Source organism: Mesorhizobium qingshengii (assembly GCF_900103325.1).
Taxonomy (GTDB): Bacteria; Pseudomonadota; Alphaproteobacteria; order Rhizobiales; family Rhizobiaceae; genus Mesorhizobium; species Mesorhizobium qingshengii.
In genome coordinates this window covers 148424-164362 of record NZ_FMXM01000006.1, presented here as the reverse complement: position 1 = coordinate 164362, position 15939 = coordinate 148424, and the positions used below count along the sequence as shown (strand labels likewise).

The 15939-nt window shown below is 64.1% G+C and carries 19 protein-coding genes; 8 read left to right on the top strand and 11 right to left on the bottom strand.

Annotation, left to right across the window (positions count from 1 at the left end; all coding sequences use genetic code 11):
- Window positions 1-9 precede the first annotated feature (9 nt).
- Window positions 10-750, top strand: a complete 741-nt coding sequence (locus tag BLS48_RS11950; protein WP_091577822.1) for a tellurite resistance TerB family protein — start codon at window positions 10-12, stop codon at window positions 748-750.
- A 285-nt stretch (window positions 751-1035) separates the two neighbouring features.
- The gene (locus tag BLS48_RS11945; protein WP_091577821.1) at window positions 1036-1791 is read left to right on the top strand and encodes an SDR family oxidoreductase; all 756 of its coding nucleotides are present in this window, start codon (window positions 1036-1038) and stop codon (window positions 1789-1791) included.
- A gap of 33 nt (window positions 1792-1824) precedes the next feature.
- On the opposite strand, the gene BLS48_RS11940 is transcribed toward BLS48_RS11945, so the two are convergent.
- Both BLS48_RS11940 and BLS48_RS11935 read right to left on the bottom strand, forming a co-directional pair.
- Window positions 1825-2199, bottom strand: coding sequence for a YciI family protein (locus BLS48_RS11940; protein ID WP_091577820.1), 375 nt, complete (start codon window positions 2197-2199; stop codon window positions 1825-1827).
- A gap of 148 nt (window positions 2200-2347) precedes the next feature.
- A complete protein-coding gene (locus BLS48_RS11935) occupies window positions 2348-3532 on the bottom strand; it encodes a pyridoxal phosphate-dependent aminotransferase (RefSeq protein ID WP_091577819.1) in 1185 nt (394 codons plus the stop codon).
- Window positions 3533-3615: 83 nt separating this feature from the next.
- Here BLS48_RS11935 and BLS48_RS11930 point away from each other — a divergent pair, with 83 nt between their 5' ends.
- The 4 genes from BLS48_RS11930 to denD all read left to right on the top strand — a co-directional run bounded on the left by BLS48_RS11930 (window position 3616) and on the right by denD (window position 6608).
- The gene (locus tag BLS48_RS11930; RefSeq protein WP_091578062.1) at window positions 3616-4302 is read left to right on the top strand and encodes a GNAT family N-acetyltransferase; all 687 of its coding nucleotides are present in this window, start codon (window positions 3616-3618) and stop codon (window positions 4300-4302) included.
- A 31-nt stretch (window positions 4303-4333) separates the two neighbouring features.
- Window positions 4334-5317, top strand: coding sequence for a cation diffusion facilitator family transporter (locus BLS48_RS11925; protein WP_091577818.1), 984 nt, complete (start codon window positions 4334-4336; stop codon window positions 5315-5317).
- An 89-nt stretch (window positions 5318-5406) separates the two neighbouring features.
- Window positions 5407-5619, top strand: a complete 213-nt coding sequence (locus BLS48_RS11920) for a hypothetical protein (RefSeq protein ID WP_091577817.1) — start codon at window positions 5407-5409, stop codon at window positions 5617-5619.
- 11 nt (window positions 5620-5630) lie between these two features.
- A complete protein-coding gene (gene denD / locus BLS48_RS11915; protein ID WP_091577816.1) occupies window positions 5631-6608 on the top strand; it encodes a D-erythronate dehydrogenase in 978 nt (325 codons plus the stop codon).
- Between the two features lie 32 nt (window positions 6609-6640).
- Here denD and BLS48_RS11910 read toward each other — a convergent pair whose 3' ends face one another.
- From BLS48_RS11910 to BLS48_RS11895, 4 genes are all read right to left on the bottom strand, one after another.
- Window positions 6641-7819 (bottom strand): nickel/cobalt transporter, encoded by a 1179-nt coding sequence (locus BLS48_RS11910; RefSeq protein ID WP_091577815.1) that lies wholly within the window; start codon window positions 7817-7819, stop codon window positions 6641-6643.
- Entirely contained in the window at window positions 7816-8484 is a 669-nt protein-coding gene (locus BLS48_RS11905; RefSeq protein ID WP_091577814.1) for a DUF1007 family protein, read from the bottom strand. Before BLS48_RS11905 ends, BLS48_RS11910 begins: the two co-directional genes overlap by 4 nt.
- A 174-nt stretch (window positions 8485-8658) precedes the next feature.
- Window positions 8659-9558 carry a LysR family transcriptional regulator gene (locus BLS48_RS11900; protein WP_091577813.1) on the bottom strand — a complete coding sequence of 300 codons (900 nt, stop codon included), beginning with the start codon at window positions 9556-9558 and terminating at the stop codon, window positions 8659-8661.
- A gap of 2 nt (window positions 9559-9560) precedes the next feature.
- The gene (locus BLS48_RS11895) at window positions 9561-10757 is read right to left on the bottom strand and encodes an amidase (protein WP_091577812.1); all 1197 of its coding nucleotides are present in this window, start codon (window positions 10755-10757) and stop codon (window positions 9561-9563) included.
- A gap of 542 nt (window positions 10758-11299) precedes the next feature.
- Here BLS48_RS11895 and odc2 point away from each other — a divergent pair.
- Complete coding sequence (gene odc2 / locus BLS48_RS11890; RefSeq protein WP_091577811.1) at window positions 11300-12433, top strand: ornithine/lysine decarboxylase; 1134 nt, start codon at window positions 11300-11302, stop codon at window positions 12431-12433.
- Between the two features lie 99 nt (window positions 12434-12532).
- Window positions 12533-13141 carry a GNAT family N-acetyltransferase gene (locus BLS48_RS11885; RefSeq protein WP_244529565.1) on the top strand — a complete coding sequence of 203 codons (609 nt, stop codon included), beginning with the start codon at window positions 12533-12535 and terminating at the stop codon, window positions 13139-13141.
- Between the two features lie 73 nt (window positions 13142-13214).
- Here the strand turns inward: BLS48_RS11885 and BLS48_RS11880 are convergent, their stop codons facing one another.
- The 5 genes from BLS48_RS11880 to BLS48_RS11860 form a co-directional block, all read right to left on the bottom strand.
- Complete coding sequence (locus tag BLS48_RS11880) at window positions 13215-13499, bottom strand: SCP2 sterol-binding domain-containing protein (protein ID WP_091578059.1); 285 nt, start codon at window positions 13497-13499, stop codon at window positions 13215-13217.
- A gap of 147 nt (window positions 13500-13646) precedes the next feature.
- A complete protein-coding gene (locus BLS48_RS11875) occupies window positions 13647-14162 on the bottom strand; it encodes a hypothetical protein (RefSeq protein ID WP_091577810.1) in 516 nt (171 codons plus the stop codon).
- 106 nt (window positions 14163-14268) lie between these two features.
- A complete protein-coding gene (locus BLS48_RS11870; RefSeq protein ID WP_091577809.1) occupies window positions 14269-14694 on the bottom strand; it encodes a hypothetical protein in 426 nt (141 codons plus the stop codon).
- A gap of 97 nt (window positions 14695-14791) precedes the next feature.
- A complete protein-coding gene (locus BLS48_RS11865) occupies window positions 14792-15334 on the bottom strand; it encodes a rod-binding protein (RefSeq protein ID WP_091577808.1) in 543 nt (180 codons plus the stop codon).
- 210 nt (window positions 15335-15544) lie between these two features.
- Window positions 15545-15937 carry a hypothetical protein gene (locus BLS48_RS11860; protein WP_091577807.1) on the bottom strand — a complete coding sequence of 131 codons (393 nt, stop codon included), beginning with the start codon at window positions 15935-15937 and terminating at the stop codon, window positions 15545-15547.
- Window positions 15938-15939 lie beyond the last annotated feature (2 nt).

Sequence of the window (15939 nt, the reverse complement as noted above, 5' to 3'; positions counted from 1 at the left end):
GAGGCGTTGATGTTCGATCCCAAGAAGCTTCTCGACGATCTGCTCGGCTCGCAAATTCCCGGCACCAGCGGCACCGTCCGCGACAAGGCTGGGCAAGCCGTACAGATGGCCAAGGACAATCCGCTGGCCGCCGGCGCACTCGCTGCCGTGCTGCTCGGAACGGGTGCCGGTCGCGAGGTGACGGGCGCCGCGGTGAAGCTTGGTGGACTGGCCGCGATCGGTGGCCTCGCCTACAAGGCGTACCAGAATTACAAGGCCGGCAACGCGCCCGCCGAAGCGCCGGCAGCCGGCGAACCGGAATTGCTGCCCCCTCCCGAGGACACCGCCTTCCACCCGTCGCAGGCGCCGCAAGGCGAGGACGAATTCACGCTGACCCTGATCCGCGCGATGATCTCGGCCGCGAAGGCCGACGGCCATATCGACGATGCCGAACGCCAGAAGATCGCTGGCAAGCTGAGCCTCTCGGGGATCGGTACCGATGCCGAAAAATTCCTGATGGCGGAACTGGAGAGCCCGCTCGATCTCGACACGCTGGTGGCCGGCGCCAAGACCGATGCGCAGAAGCTCGAACTCTACACCGCGTCGCGCCTCACCGTCGATCCCGACACACGCGCCGAGCGCGGTTATCTCGACCTGCTTGCCGGCCGGCTTGGCCTGCCGGACGCGCTGGTCGATCATGTCGAGGCGACGGTGTCGGCGGCCAAGGTGCCGGCAACAAAGGCCGGGACCTCACCCAATCCGCGCTGGTAGTCCAAATCGGCACAGGTCGCCTTCCCGGCGTTAACCTTTCGTTAACTCAGGAAGCGCATGATTCTATGCAGTCGGACCGGCTTTCCTCCTCCCAAGCCCGGTTCAGATCAGGGCGGTCGCCAATGACCGCCCTTTTTGTCGGGGCCTGCTGGTGGTCTCGCTTGCCGTTATGTGCAAAGCCTCCGCGCCAAACCCTGAAAATCAGGCGAGGAAGCGCGGCACCTTGTTTTATGCGTGTCGTTGTCCCAAAAACGCTGCGCACTTTTGAGCACCAGGAGGACAGCCATGACCGAGCAACGAACCGCCATCGTCACCGGCGCCGGCACCGGCATCGGCAAGAGCGTCGCCACGGCGCTGCTCGAGGCCGGCTGGAACACGGTGTTCTGTGGGCGCCGCAAAGCCGTGCTGGATGCCGCGATCGTCGAGGCCGGTCCCACGGACGCCAAAGCCTTGGCGGTTGCCTGCGACATCAGCAAGGCCGGCGAGGTCGATGATCTGTTCGAGACGGTGGTGGAGGCCTTCGGCCGTGTCGACCTGCTCTTCAACAATGCCGGCATGGGCTACAAATCGACGCTGATCGACGAGATCCCGGTCGAGGTGTGGAACGATATCGTCGGCGTCAATCTCACCGGTTCGTTCCTGTGCGCCCGCGCCGCCTTCGGCGCCATGCGCAAGCAGCGGCCGATGGGTGGCCGCATCATCAACAATGGCTCGGTGTCGGCCTACGCGCCGCGCCCGGGCTCGGTACCCTATACGGCGACCAAGCATGCCATCACCGGGCTGACCAAGACGCTGGCGCTCGACGGCCGGCCCTATGATATCGCCTGCGGCCAGATCGACATCGGCAACGCCCTGACCGACATGGCGCAGCCGATGACGGTCGGCGTACCGCAAGCCAACGGCTCCATCGCCGCCGAAGCGGTGATGGACGTTCAGCGCGTCGCCGACGCCGTCGTCCACATGGCCAGCCTGCCGCTGGACGCCAATGTGCTGTTCATGACGGTGATGGCGACCAAGATGCCGTTCGTCGGGCGTGGGTGAGCAGCGGGCACCGGCTGGGCTTTCGCCGCCGGCTCATTTGCCCGCCAGCGGCACTCCGGGTTTGAAGAGCAGAATGGGCCTGATCTCGTAAACGGCGGTCGGATTGACGCGGCGAAGGTCGCGGGCGATCGCGATGGCGTCGTCTCTCGTGGCGCAATCGACGACATAGAGGCCGAGCAACTGTTCCTTGGTCTCGGCGAAAGGGCCGTCGATGATCATGCCGTCGCCCGGACCGCGCAGGGTGCAGGCATCCTGGGTCGCGCCCAGGCGTGCGGACGGTCCAAGCGTGCCTGCCTCATGAAGCCGGGTGTTGATCTTCAGCAGGTCGGCCATCAGGGCCGCATCTTCCTGCGGCGTCAGCGCCTTGATCGCATCTTCCACGTGATAGGCAAGGATTGCATAGAACATCCGGGGCACCCCACTTCGATCCTTATTCGAGGACCGTAACCGTTCTGGTTATGCACGCCCAGTCTCGATTGCTCGACTCCGGACGGCTCATGACACCGCCATGGCAGCCGGCCGAAACCTCATGGGCTCGCGAGGCGGAGGCTGGGCCTTACTTTGCGAGGAACGCCCCGATCCGGTCCAGCGCGCGCAGGATGTTCTCCTCGGAGTTGGCGTAGGAGAGCCTGACATAGCCTTCGCCGAGGATGCCGAAATCGGGACCGCCGATCAGCGCCACGCCGGCATCGTCAAGCAGGGCAGAGGCGAGCTTCTTCGCCTTCCAGCCGGTCTTCGAGACATTGGGGAAGGCATAGAACGCGCCCTTCGGGGTGATGCAGGAGATGTTGGGCAAGGCATTCAGCCCCTCGACCACGACCTTCCGGCGGCGGTCGAAGGCGCGCATCATCTTTTCGACATCGTCCTGCGGGCCATCTATTGCGGCGATACCGGCCAACTGGCTCGGCGCGTTGACGCAGGACCAGCAATTGACCGCCAGCTTGCGCACCTTGTCGTAGAGATGGGCGCCCTTGTCGCCATTCGGCCAGATCGACCAGCCCATGCGCCAGCCGGTCATCGCCCAGGTCTTGGACCAGCCGTTGAGCACGATCAGCCGGTCGCGGATCTCGGGAAAGCCAAGCAGCGAGCAGTGCGTCTCGCCGTCATAGGTCATGACGTCGTAGATCTCGTCGGAGAGGATGGCGACGTCGGGGTGCTTCTCCAGCCCCTTGACCAGCTTCTCGATCTCGGCGCGTGGCGTAACGCCGCCGGTCGGATTGGCCGGCGAGTTGAGGATCAGGAGCCTGGTCTTCGACGTGATCAGCGCCAGCGTCTCCTCGGCCGAGAAGGCAAAGCCGTTCTCCTCGCGCATCGGCACCGGGATCGGGGCGGCACCAGTGAACTCGATCATCGAGCGGTAGATGGGAAAGCCGGGGTCGGGATAGAGGATCTCGGCGCCCGGCTCACCGAACATCAGGATGGCGGCGAACATGGTCGGCTTGCCGCCGGGCAAGATCATCACCGCTTCGGGCGAGACCTCGACGCCGGTGGTGGTCAGCGTGCGGCGCACCACCGCCTCGCGTGTCGCCAGCAGGCCGTTGGCCGGCGTATAGCCGTGGTGGCCGTCGCGCAGCGCCTTGATGGCGGCCTCGACGATATGCTGCGGCGTCTTGAAGTCCGGCTGGCCGATGCCGAGATTGACGATGTCGCGGCCTTGGCTCGCGAGTGCCGTCGCCCGCGCCAGCACGGCAAAGGCGTTTTCCTCGCCGAGACGGTCGAAGGCCGAAATCGTGTGGAGCATTTTTCCCGTCCGTGTGGTTCTTACTGTTGGCGTGCGTTTTTGTGAGCTTCGGCGGGCAAATGTCAAACGGATTGGAGCTTTCGGTGTCGGAAAATCTCAAAGATTGGCAGCCGCGCCCGCGTCCCGCGCGCAAGACCATCGACGGCCGGTACGTCCGGCTCGAACCGCTGAGCGCCGCAAAACATGGCGACGGTCTCTATGAGGCCTCCTCCGTATCCGACGTCGACGGCCGCTTCGCCTGGCTGCCCGACTATCCGCCGGAAACCCGCGTCGCCTTCCAGCCATGGCTGGACAGAGTGGAAGCCAGCGAGGATCCGCTGTTCTTTGCCGTCATCGACAAGGCCAGCGGCAAGGTCGCCGGACGCCAGACGCTGATGCGCATCGATCCGGCCTATGGCGTCATCGAGATCGGCAACATCTATTGGGGGCCGCTCATCTCGCGCAAGCCAGCGGCGACGGAAGCGCAGTACCTGTTCATGAAATACGTCTTCGACGAGCTCGGCTATCGCCGTTACGAATGGAAGTGCAACAACCGCAACGAGCCATCGAAGCGGGCAGCGGAACGGTTCGGCTTCAAGTTCGAAGGCATTTTCCGGCAGCACCTCATCGTCAAGGGTGAAAACCGCGATACCGCGTGGTATTCGATCATCGACAAGGAGTGGCCGGGCCTGAGCAGAGCCTATGAAGCGTGGCTCGATCCGGCCAACTTCGATGGTGACGGCCACCAGAAGCGACGGCTTGAGGATTTTCGCGCGGAGTTCGGCGCGTGAGCTGAATTCGACGCGTAACGGGAGTTCGTCATTGGCGCATAGCCACGATCATAGCGGGCACGATCACACTCGGCACGATCATGGGGCCGGCCATGTGCATGGCTCGACCGACAAGAAACGCGTCCTGATCGCGGCCTGCCTGACCGGTGGCTTCATGATCGCCGAAGCGCTCGGTGGACTCTTCACCGGGTCGCTGGCGCTGCTGGCCGATGCCGGCCACATGCTTGCCGATTCGATCGCGCTCGGCCTTGCCTGGTATGCGTTTCATCTTGCTGGGCGCCCGGCGACCGGCCGTCTCACCTATGGCTTCGGGCGGGTCAAGACACTGGTGGCCTACACCAACGGCATCGCCATCTTCGTCATCGCGCTGTGGATCGTCTACGAGGCATGGGGGCGCCTGCAGGCGCCGGTGCCGGTGCTGGGCGGGCCGATGCTGGTGGTGGCGATCCTCGGCCTCGTGGTGAATATCGGTTGCTTCTTCGTGCTGCATGGCGGCGACCGCGAAAGCCTGAATATGCGCGGCGCCATCCTGCATGTCCTCGGTGACCTGCTCGGTTCGGCCGCCGCGATCGTTGCCGCGCTGGTCATCCTGGCCACGGGCTGGACGCCGATCGACCCGATCCTGTCGGTCCTGGTCTCGCTGCTGATCCTGTACACGGCGTGGTCGCTGATGCGCGAAGCCGCACATGTGCTGCTCGAGGGCGTGCCGCCGACCCTCGACCGGGACCTGATCGCAAGGGACCTGGAAACGACGGTCCCGGGCGTGCGGGAAGTGCATCACATGCATGTCTGGTCACTCGACGGAACAAGCAACATGGCGACGCTGCATGCCTGCCTTGGCGCGGGCGTCGATGCCTATCAGGTGGTCAGCGCCGTCAAGAAGCGGCTTGCCAGCGAGCACGGCATCAGCCATGCCACCGTGGAACCGGAATTCGGCCAGTGCGCCGACAATGGCGACGACCACGATCATGATCACGGGCACCATGCAGCGCCGCATCATAGCCATTATCACTAGGGCCGATCGATTGATGTCGATTGGTGCTGCCTCAGGAGTCCCAAAGCCTTGAAAGCCAGCTCGACGAATGACCGCTGCCCGGGTGCAGCATGATGGATCGCGACACGCGCAATGCCGCCATCGCGGCGGTGTGGATCATGCTTCTGTTCGGCATCGCGGCCTTCTATCTGCCGACCGTGATGTTGGCACTGGGCAGCCTCTCGACCGTGCTGGCCGGTGCCTTTGGCATTGTCTTCGTTCTGGCATTTTTCTCGGTGTTCTGGCTGCGGGCCCGCAACCAGCGCAAAAACCAAGGTAAGTAGAGGTCTTTGACATGCGCATTCTGATCACTGGCGCCGCGGGAATGGTCGGCCGCAAGCTCATTGCCCGGCTGGCCAAGGACGGCACGCTGCGCGGCCGCAAGATCACCGCGCTCGACCTGCACGACATCGTGCCGCCGCAGGCGCCAATCATGGACGGCGTCAGCGTCGCTGTTCACACGGGCGATCTCGCCGTGGCGGGTGCCACCGAAAGCCTGGTCGCATCGCGACCCGATGTCGTCTTTCATCTCGCCGGCATCGTGTCCGGCGAGGCGGAAGCCAATTTCGATCTCGGCTACCGCGTCAATCTCGACGGCACACGGGCGCTGTTCGACGCCATTCGCCTGGCCGGCTTTGCGCCGCGCGTCGTCTTCACCTCGTCGATCGCGGTGTTCGGCGCGCCGTTTCCGGACGTCATACCCGATGACTTCCATCCGACGCCGCTGACCTCCTACGGCACGCAGAAACAGATGAGCGAGGCGCTGCTTGCCGACTATTCCAGGCGCGGTTTCTTCGACGGCATCGGCATCCGGCTGCCGACGATCTGCGTGCGGCCCGGCAAACCGAACAAGGCGGCTTCGGGGTTCTTCTCCGGCATCATCCGCGAGCCGCTGAACGGTCAGGAGGCGATCCTGCCGGTGCCGCGCTCCGTCGTGCACACCCACGCCAGCCCGCGTTCGGCGGTGAATTTCCTGATCCATGCGGCTCAGATCGACGGCGCCGCCGTCGGACCGCGTCGCAACCTGACGATGCCCGGCGTTGCCGTCAGCGTCGGCGAACAGATCGAGGCGCTGGAGCGCATCGCCGGCGCCAAGGCGGTGAAACTGATCCGCGAGGAGCCGGACGAAACGATCTGGGCGATCGTCAAGGGGTGGCCGACACGATTCGAGGCGCGGCGGTCAAGGGAACTGGGCTTCAGCGCCGAGAAGAACTTCGACGAGATCATCCGTGCGCATATCGAGGATGAACTGGGCGGCAAGATTCCCGGTTAGGACCTATCCCGTTCCAACGGGATGGGACAGACCTAAACGCTGCCCGTCAGGCTCGCCGACAAAAGCAGCAGCCCGAACAGGAACACGAAGGCCGCGCCGCCGATCTCGACGATCGAATGGATGCGGTTGCCCATGCGACCGTCGCCGGCGAAATACACCGCCCAGTTCTTGGCGGTCACTGCCAGCGTGGCCAGCGCCGAGACGGTGATGGCGGTTCCGAGCGACATCGCGAGCACCGACAGCAGGCCGCCGAGCCAGAGACCGTTGAGAAGAGCGAAGCTCAGCACGATCAGCGCGCCGGAGCAGGGGCGGATGCCGACCGCCGCCACCGCCGACCATGCCGTGCGCCAGTCGAAGCGATCGCCCGACAGGAGTGCCGGATCGGGCGCATGCGAATGGCCGCAGGTGTCGCAGACCTCGCCCGGCGCGTGATCGTGATGAGCATGATCGTGTGCGCCATGACCGTGGTCGTGATGGTCGTGCGAATGGCCGTGCGCATGATCGTGATCGTCATGAACGTGCAGGGCGTGCGAATGAGCGTGCGCCGAATGGCCGTGAGCGGCATGCAAATGACCGGCGTGCGAGTGGCCGCCATGGGAATGAGCGGCGTGGGCCGCCGACAGGCTGTAGGCGGGGCCTCTGCCAAACAGGCGCAGGACGAAGGGGCCTAGCTTGCGCCACAGCAGCCAGGCGCCGAAGAGGGTGACGAAGACAAAGCTCATGATCTCCATGAACCAGGCCGCGTCGGTCATCGAGACGGCGGTGCCGCGCAGGACGAAATAGGCGACCGCCATCACCGCGACCGCGGTCAGGCCCTGCAGCAGCGCCGAGACGAAGGACAACAGGATGCCGCGCCGCAGCGCCACTTCATTGGCCACCATGTAGGACGAGATCACCGCCTTGCCGTGACCGGGACCGGCGGCATGGAAGATGCCGTAGGCGAAGGACAGGCCGATGAGCAGCCAAAGTTTGCTGCCGTCCTGGCGCATCGCCTTCATCGCCGTCGCCAGCGCGCGATAGAATTCCTGCTGCCTGAGATTGATCCACATCAGGATGTGGGCGAACGGGCCTGTGGTGGGCGCCATGCCGTCATTGACGCCGATGCCGAGCGAACTCTGGGCATGGGCGACGTTGGCAAAATGCATCATGGCGAAGGTGAGGGCCAACAGGCCGAATGCCAAACGCAGGGACGGTTTCGTCACCGGGTTCATCCTTCTGGCTGACAGTTTAGTTCAAGCTTGGTGGCGAAGATCTTGCTCATGTCGGTGCCTGTCGGATCGTTGAAGAAGGCGTCCGTCAGGGTCTTCTGGTTTTCCTTGATGGCTTCATCCGGGTCCGGCCGAACGACCTTGCTGGTGCAATTCGACGGCAAGCCTTCAACCGTTATGTTGGAGTCCTCGGTGAAGTCGATCGCGGTGTAGAAGGTCGGATCGTAGACGCCGATGTCGATCTTGCCGGCCAGCTTGATCGGTACCTTCGGTTCGGATTCGAACAGGATGATCAGCTGGTCGTTGTCGAAATTCGCCATCAAATGCGGTGGCGGCGTCATCGCCACGTCCTTGCCGTCGACGGTGACGAGCTGGAAGTAGTTGAACTCGGCCAGCGAGGCGTGGACGGTGTCGGCGACCTCCTTCAGTTCGTTGTCGTCGAGCTTGAGGTCGGAGTTCTTGTCGAACTCCATCATCACAGTGCTGGAGAACAGATCGTCGAAGCGCCAGAGATGACGCAGCGCCTTCACACTTTGGTGATCCGGGGAGAGGATCACGTCGAGGCGGGCCTCGGCGAAGACGTGCGGATGCACCTCAGCCGGTCCGACGGCGGCAAAGGTCGCCGCCAAGGCCGAAGCCAGCATGATTGCGTGCCGTTTAAGATGCATTCTCGGTCGCGATTCCATAGGCCTCGGAGAGATGTCGAGAGTTACCAGAAAGGGGGCGAAATTGGGACCGCTGGTGCTTGTCACCCAGATGGCGTGGCGGCTTGGGGAACATCGACGCACAAGAAAAGCGCCAAAGCGTGTCGCGGCGCAACGCGCTTTGGCGGCTGAGCCTGGTCAGGCAGCCTCGCGCGTCCTGAACCACTGCACCAGGAAATCGACGAAGACGCGGACCTTCGCTGGCAGATAGCGGCGATGCGGGTAGACGGCGAAAATGCCGCCGCCGGACAGGATGCGGTCATCCAGCACCGTCACCAGCCGGCCGCTCTCGATGTCGGGCGCGGCGATGAAGTCCGGCAGGACGGAAAATCCCAACCCCGCCACCGCCGCCGCGCGCGCCGTCATCGGGCTGTTGACTTCGATCGGGCCCGACACCGAAACGCTTATCGGGTCGCCATTGTCGCCCTTGAACGGCCAGTTGTTCAGGCCTCGGCCATTGGTGTCGATGATGCATGGCATGCGGCCAAGGTCCTGCGGCCGTGTCGGCGTGCCGTGCTTTGCGATCAGCTCGGGGGAGGCGCACAGCTTTATCGAAAACGGCGCCAGGCGCCTGGCGATCAGCGACGAGTTCTCCAGCCGCGAGATGCGCACCGCCAGGTCGAAGCCCTCCTCGACTAGATCGACGAAACGGTCGTCGAGCTGGATGTCGAGCACGATGTCGGGATGCTGCTTGGCGAAGTCGATCAGCGACTGGCCGATCGGCGCGTCGGCGAAGGTGCGCGGCGCCGACAGCTTGATCCGGCCGCGCACGTCGCCGGAGGATTCGCGCACGGCATCGGCCAGGCTGTCGACCTCGCGCACGATCTCCGAGGCGCGCCGGTAGTAGGTGTGGCCGGCCTCGGTCATCGAGAACTGGCGGGTGGTGCGGTTGAGCAGCAGCGCGCCGAGTTCGTCCTCCAGTTCGCGCACATATTTCGACAGCAGCGCCTTGGAGCGGCCGATCTTGCGCGCCGCCGCCGAAAAGCCCTCGGCCTCGACCACGTCGATGAAGGCACGCATGCGGGTCAGTGTGTCCATGGTCAGGCCTTTCGTGCCGCGTCGAGAAGTTTCCGGCCGAGCCGTATCAGGGCAATGTCGCTGCCGGAAGGGCCAAGCAGCGACAGGCCGAACGGCGCGCCGGCGGCCGAGCCGATGGGCAAGGTGATTTGCGGAAAGCCGGACAGCCCGGCCAGGCACAGAAGCCGCAGCGCCCGCTCGCGATAGGCCTGGAATTGCTCCGGCGTGCTGTCCACATACGGCGCCGGGCCCGGAACCGTGGGCAGGACAAGGAAGCCGTCCTTGCCGAGCAGGGCGGCCAGTTCGCCGCGAAAGGTCAGCCGGCGCACCGTCTCGGCCTGCGCCGTTCGGTCGTCGACGGCACGGCCAAAGCCGAAACGTTCCTCGACGCCGGGGCCGAGGTCGCGCTCGCCACTGGTGATCCATTCGCCGTGCACCGCCCAGGCCTCCTTTGCCTGCAGCCGGCGAAAGCACCAGTAGAGTTCATCCGGAGACGAGGCGAAGGGCGTTTCCAGCGCCGCCGGCGCGCCGAAAACCGCGCTCGCCAGCGCCTTCATGTCAGCATATTCGGCAACCACCGGGCGGGCGACCAGATCGTCCAGCCAGTCCAGCGACAGCGGGCGGTCCAACGGGTGGTGGTGCGGGTCGCGGCCAAGCAGCAGCTTGCCGACCGTCTCGTAGGTCTCGATGTCGTCGGCGAACCAGCCGAACGTGTCGAAGCTAGGCGCCAGCTGCATGGCGCCGTCGAGTGGGATGCGTCCATGCGTGGTGCGCAGGCCAATCAGTCCGCAGAAGCTCGCCGGCGCGCGGATCGAGCCGCCGGTGTCGGAGCCGGTCGCGATGTCGGCCAGCCTGCCCGCCACCGCAACCGCCGATCCCGACGATGAGCCGCCGGTGACGCGGTCGGGCGCTGCCGGGTTCACCGGAAACGAAAAGTGCGCATTCTGGCCGAACAGCGCGAAGGCAAGCTCGTCGGTCTGGGTCTTGCCGACGAAGCGCGCGCCGGCATCGAGAATCATCTGCACGGCGGGTGCGGTGCGCGAGGCGGCATTGCTTTCAGCGAATTTCCGTAAATTGCCACAGCCAGTGCGGTAACCGGCAACGTCGTAGATGTCCTTGACGGCCAGCCGCAGGCCGGCAAGCGGTCCGATCTCGGCATGTGCCACCGGCATCTGGGGAAGATCGAGAAAGGCATTGAGAGGACCGTGCGTGCCTGTCATCGTTCGTTATCCGGATACGGTTGTCGCAACATTGTTCGATGCCGGAAATTTTACAACCTTGGATGCGATTTTTATTGATTGTGAAACGCTTCGCTCTTATATCGCGCTTGCCCAAAGTCGCACGTGCCTGTGGGTGTCCGCCGATCCTCGAATGGTGAGGGAAATCGGTAAGGTAACTGGAGCCAACCCCTCCAGTCGGTTTAGCGGCCAACCGCCAGACCGAGGACACCTTGAAGCAACGACGGTGCGGGCCTTTCTGGTGTTCTGCCGGTTGTCCAAAGACCGGGGTTACTGAAGAGGCACACCTTCATTGCCGGCAGTGCGGAACGGGGTCTCCCAATCCAAGCCAAGGCAGACAAAGCGAACCGAGGCCGGGCAAGGCCAAGGTTCACCGCCGCGAGACGGCGTTTCATGGTTCCGGGGTCTCCACCGGCTGGTTCCATGGATTTCCGTCCCGCCTTTGTCCACCGCGTGTTCGCGAGGCCGAGGGCCCGCGTCCCGCAGCCTTTGTGCGCGCCGAAAGGCGCTGATGGAGAGACCCGATGGCTACCCAGCGCATCCTTGACTTCCTCGCCACCCGACGTCCGACCGGCCCCTGCCTCGTGGTCGACCTCGATGTCGTGCGCGACAATTTCCGCGCCTTCGAGAAGGCGCTCCCTGATTCGAAGATCTACTATGCGGTGAAAGCAAACCCGGCGCCGGAAATCCTGCGCCTGCTTGCTGCGATGGGCTCGTCCTTCGACACCGCTTCCGTTGCCGAAGTCGAGATGGCCATGGACGCCGGTGCGCCGGCGGACCGCATTTCCTTCGGCAACACCATCAAGAAGGAGCGTGACATCGCGCGCGCCTACCAGCTCGGTATCAAGCTGTTCGCGGTCGATTGCGTCGAAGAGGTCGAGAAGATCGCCCGCGTCGCTCCCGGCGCGCGCGTGTTCTGCCGCGTGCTGACCGATGGCGAAGGCGCCGAGTGGCCGCTGTCGCGCAAGTTCGGCTGCGTGCCGGCGATGGCCGTCGACGTGCTGCGCCATGCCAAGGGGCTCGGCCTCGACGCCTATGGCGTGTCGTTCCATGTCGGCTCGCAACAGACCGACCTGACCGCCTGGGATCGTGCGCTCGCCGACGCCAAGGCGGTGTTCACGACGCTCGCCGAGGAAGGCATTGTGCTCAAGATGGTCAACATGGGTGGCGGGTTCCCGACGCGCTATCTGCGTGACGTGCCGGCCGCCCAGGCCTATGGCCAGGCGATCTTTTCGGCGCTGCGCAAGCATTTCGGCAATGCCATTCCGGAAACCATCATCGAGCCGGGCCGTGGCATGGTGGGGAACGCCGGCGTCATCAAGTCGGAAGTCGTGCTGATCTCGAAGAAGGCCGACAACGACAATGTGCGCTGGGTGTTCCTCGACATCGGTAAGTTCGGCGGCCTGGCAGAGACGATGGACGAGGCGATCCGCTATCCCTTGGTCACCCGCCATGATGGCACGGAGACCGCGCCTTGCGTGCTCGCCGGCCCGACCTGCGATTCGGCCGACGTGATGTACGAGAAGACGCCTTATCCGCTGCCGTTGTCGCTGACCATCGGCGACGAGGTGCTGATCGAAGGCACCGGTGCCTACACGACCACCTATTCGGCGGTCGCCTTCAATGGCTTCGAGCCTCTCCGATCCTACGTGATCTGACAGTTCGCAAGAGCCGATCAGATCATCCGGCGCGGGCGAAGAGATCGCCCGCCCGGGCTCGCTTGTGGAACAGATCTCCGCTCGCCAGGGATTGCGGAAATGGACATTGCAAATTTCACTGTTGAAGGCGCCGCGCACTGGTCGATCTCCTCCGTTGGGGGAGAGGTGGCCGGCGCTGTTGCCATCGTTGCCGAAACCGCTGCCGACGTCGCGGCGCGCGAAGCCTTGCTCGACGATGCCATGGGACCGAGGCGCAAGGCAAAATCGTCGGAGAAGCTGCGGCGCGGCCGGCGCCCTTCGGAAGGCCTTGCCTTCGTCGCGCGCGATGCGTCGAGCGCCGTGGCCGGCACGGTGCGGCTGTGGGATGTCACGCTGGGCGAGGGCGGTCCGGCAGCGCTGCTGCTTGGCCCGCTCGCCGTCGCCCCATCGCTCAAGAGTGCCGGCATCGGCTCGGCGCTGATGCGCCATGCAATCGCCGAGGCGGCTCGGCTCGGCCACGCTGCGATCCTGCTGGTCGGCGACGAGCCCTACTACGGGCGCTTCGGATTCTCGGCTGCCAGGACCGGTTCGCTTGCCATGCCGGGGCCCTATGAGCGGCACCGCCTGCTGGCGCTGGAGCTTGTGGACGGCGCGCTTGATGGTGTGCAAGGCACGCTGAAGGCGGCGGGACGCAAGCTGAAGGCACAGGAGCTGACGTCGGCGGCCTGAGGCTTCAGGGGCAGCTCTATCGTCCAAAACAAAACGCCGCCGGTCAGGCGGCGTTTTGTGTGTCTGAAATCGGTCAGCCCAGCAACTGGCTGAGCGCCATGGCGACGGTCATGTCGCCTTCGACCTTGATCTTGCCGGTCATGAACGCCATCGTCGGGTTCAGGTCGCCTGATATCAGCGAATCCAGATCGTCGAGCGAGAGCTTGATGGTGCAATCGGCAGGGGCGTCGGTGGTCGAAATGGTAGCGCCGTCGATGACGATGACGCCGTCGCCACCGGTGTCGAACTTCACGGAACGGTCGAACCCGCTGCTGGCCACGCGCGACTTGATCTTCTCGGCAATCTCCTGAACGCTCACGCTGTTCTCCTTGTCTGGTTGCATCTGTCGCGCACCGGCGCTTCGGTCCGGCCGAAGCCCCATGCCGTGTTTTTCGCGATCCTGATCGCTGCCGCATATAGCTTTGGGTTGACGTTTACGTCAACGCGAATTCTGGCTTTGGGCGGTTCAATGTTCCTTGAACGGCTTGGTCATTTCTGACGCCGTCTCGCTTTTCTTGCGGCGCAGCCAGTTGTCGCGGATCTCGTCCTTCGACAGGAAGTTGACCTGATCGATCAGGACCTCATGCACCAGCGTGGCGCCGACACGCTTGTTGACGGTGTCGCGGATCGCGGCTCGGAAGGCATCGAGGTCGATCGTCTCCTTCTTGGTGAAGTCGACCTGCGGATTGGAATAGAGGTAGGAATAGACTTGGTCTGTAATGAGCGCTTCGGCCGGGATCGACAGCTTCTTTATCTGGTCGGGTTCCACGGTGTAGACAAGCTTGGTCAGGAAATAACCGTCGATCCTGGAATCGCGGATCAGCGGCACTGAAATGATATCGGTCTTGACGTAGTCGAGCCCGCCCAGCATCGGCTTCGGGGTTTCGCCGACGCCTTTTTCGCCCGCCGCCTGGAACGAATAGAACACGGCGCCGAGCGTGGCGGCGCAGATCCAGATGGCGATGGCGATGACCTTGATCATCGGGCCTTGTCATTCCTTGGCGATGGGAACGCAGCACTGCCTTCTTGCCTCGGCAAGATCGTCGGCAAAAACCGTTTTTTCGTCGACGCGGTCCTTCGGCCCGGCATCATGCCTTCGCCCAACCGAACTCGCCGGCGGAGTAGGTGCCGTCGGCTTCCGAGCGCTGGATGGCGCTCCGCAACAGGCTGGCGACCTCGTTGACCGCGCTAAGGTGAGCCAGGATCGCCGCCTCGTTCTTCGCCAGCTTCTGGCGCAGCCGGGTCAGCCCCTCGCGGTGCTGTTCGAGGAACTCGGCTTCACCGCCGCCCTTCATGGCGCGGGTCAGTTCATAGAGATAGCGGCTCTTGCGGGCGTTCGATGCCTTCAGGTCATAGCTGGTGTCGCTGCGGATACCGGCGGTCTCTTCCTCGACCACTTCCTCGATGCGGCCGATGATGGCGGCGAGATTGCCAGGCCGCGCGAACGGGATCGGCGCTTCCGACGCGCTGGTGCGCGCGGGCAGGTTGGCGGTGAATTCCGAAAAGTCGGCCATGAGAATCCTGGTCTAGTTAGATTGAACTCGGATACGCGCTATCTCAGTGCTTGAGCATGATCTTTCCGCAAAACCGGTTCCGATTTTGGATCGTGCCCTAGATCTTGATGTCGGTCTTGATCGTCGTCTCGTCCCCGGTGATCGACCGCGCGGCCTTGCGCTGCAACTCGTGAACCAACGAGGTTGACAGGCTGTTCTGCTGATCGATCTCGGTCTTTTCCGGCCCGCCCGAAACCGGGCCGACCGGCACAACGCGTTTGCCTTCGAGATAGTGGTCGGCAAGCATCGACTTGGCGATGCCGATGCCGCCGCGCTCGGCCATGACGTCGGCCACCCGCTCGGCAAGCTGCGATTTCCACATGTCGCCGGCGAGGCCCTTGCCGTAGACGCCTTCGGTGTCCTTGGGCAGCATGTTCTGGATGAAGGTCTGCAGCACCATCGCCTCGAACTTCTTGAACTTCTTGGCGGGGTCGGTTGACGCGGCCGCCTTGTCGGCGGTGGCGCGCGACAGGATCGAGCCGGCGTCGACCGACGCGGCGGTGTCGACCGAAAACGTCCCGGCGGCGCCACCGGCCCGCTTTGTCAGCGCGGCGCGGGCAGCCTCGATATCCGTCGGGTCGACGGCTCGGGCAACATCCATAACGATGTCGCTGGGAGGAGAGATCGCCAAGAAAGTCCGCCTTTTGTCGGTTTTCCGTGGTTGGGACAATGCCTCAACAAGCTTGTGGCAGGCTTGCGCGGTCGCTGGCTGAAGCGCGTCGCCCCGAAACGGAATCCTGCGACGCGCTTCAAGTCCTTGTTTTCATGGATGTCGTTGTCCCAAGACCGGAACCATTTTTGGACACGTACACTAATCGTCACTTTCCGGTTGCCGCTTCTGCGCAATCAGGTCGAGGCGCTCGCGGTCGGAGCGTTGGCGTTCGTCGCGGCTGCGCACATCCTTGTAGGTGCGCTCGACCATGTTGGTGCGCGCGGTTGCCGCGGCGATGAGGCCGGCCTCTTGCCTGGCGCTTTCGAGGTTCGCTTCCTGGCGCCCGACCGCGCTGGCGATGCGGCGATGGTAAAGGTCGGGAAACAGGCCCGAAAGGGAATTGGCCTGGTCGAAATGTCCGACCAGATCCCTGGCCTCCGCCTCGGCGGCGGTGGCCGCGGCAAGGAAGGTGGCATGACGGGTTTCGTGCAGCGCCTTCAGTTGCTCCTGCACCTTGACCAGTTTCTTCAGGCGGTCCCTGCGTGCGCTCATTG

What these genes read in the sequence shown, in the direction of transcription:
- BLS48_RS11950 (WP_091577822.1), top strand. Translation starts at nt 10, where the DNA reads ATGTTCGATCCCAAGAAGCTTCTCGACGATCTGCTCGGCTCGCAAATT.
- BLS48_RS11945 (WP_091577821.1), top strand. Translation starts at nt 1,036, where the DNA reads ATGACCGAGCAACGAACCGCCATCGTCACCGGCGCCGGCACCGGCATC.
- BLS48_RS11940 (WP_091577820.1), bottom strand. Translation starts at nt 2,199, where the DNA reads ATGTTCTATGCAATCCTTGCCTATCACGTGGAAGATGCGATCAAGGCG.
- BLS48_RS11935 (WP_091577819.1), bottom strand. Translation starts at nt 3,532, where the DNA reads ATGCTCCACACGATTTCGGCCTTCGACCGTCTCGGCGAGGAAAACGCC.
- BLS48_RS11920 (WP_091577817.1), top strand. Translation starts at nt 5,407, where the DNA reads ATGATGGATCGCGACACGCGCAATGCCGCCATCGCGGCGGTGTGGATC.
- denD (WP_091577816.1), top strand. Translation starts at nt 5,631, where the DNA reads ATGCGCATTCTGATCACTGGCGCCGCGGGAATGGTCGGCCGCAAGCTC.
- BLS48_RS11910 (WP_091577815.1), bottom strand. Translation starts at nt 7,819, where the DNA reads ATGAACCCGGTGACGAAACCGTCCCTGCGTTTGGCATTCGGCCTGTTG.
- BLS48_RS11905 (WP_091577814.1), bottom strand. Translation starts at nt 8,484, where the DNA reads ATGCATCTTAAACGGCACGCAATCATGCTGGCTTCGGCCTTGGCGGCG.
- BLS48_RS11900 (WP_091577813.1), bottom strand. Translation starts at nt 9,558, where the DNA reads ATGGACACACTGACCCGCATGCGTGCCTTCATCGACGTGGTCGAGGCC.
- BLS48_RS11895 (WP_091577812.1), bottom strand. Translation starts at nt 10,757, where the DNA reads ATGACAGGCACGCACGGTCCTCTCAATGCCTTTCTCGATCTTCCCCAG.
- odc2 (WP_091577811.1), top strand. Translation starts at nt 11,300, where the DNA reads ATGGCTACCCAGCGCATCCTTGACTTCCTCGCCACCCGACGTCCGACC.
- BLS48_RS11885 (WP_244529565.1), top strand. Translation starts at nt 12,533, where the DNA reads ATGGACATTGCAAATTTCACTGTTGAAGGCGCCGCGCACTGGTCGATC.
- BLS48_RS11875 (WP_091577810.1), bottom strand. Translation starts at nt 14,162, where the DNA reads ATGATCAAGGTCATCGCCATCGCCATCTGGATCTGCGCCGCCACGCTC.
- BLS48_RS11870 (WP_091577809.1), bottom strand. Translation starts at nt 14,694, where the DNA reads ATGGCCGACTTTTCGGAATTCACCGCCAACCTGCCCGCGCGCACCAGC.
- BLS48_RS11865 (WP_091577808.1), bottom strand. Translation starts at nt 15,334, where the DNA reads ATGGATGTTGCCCGAGCCGTCGACCCGACGGATATCGAGGCTGCCCGC.
- BLS48_RS11860 (WP_091577807.1), bottom strand. Translation starts at nt 15,937, where the DNA reads ATGAGCGCACGCAGGGACCGCCTGAAGAAACTGGTCAAGGTGCAGGAG.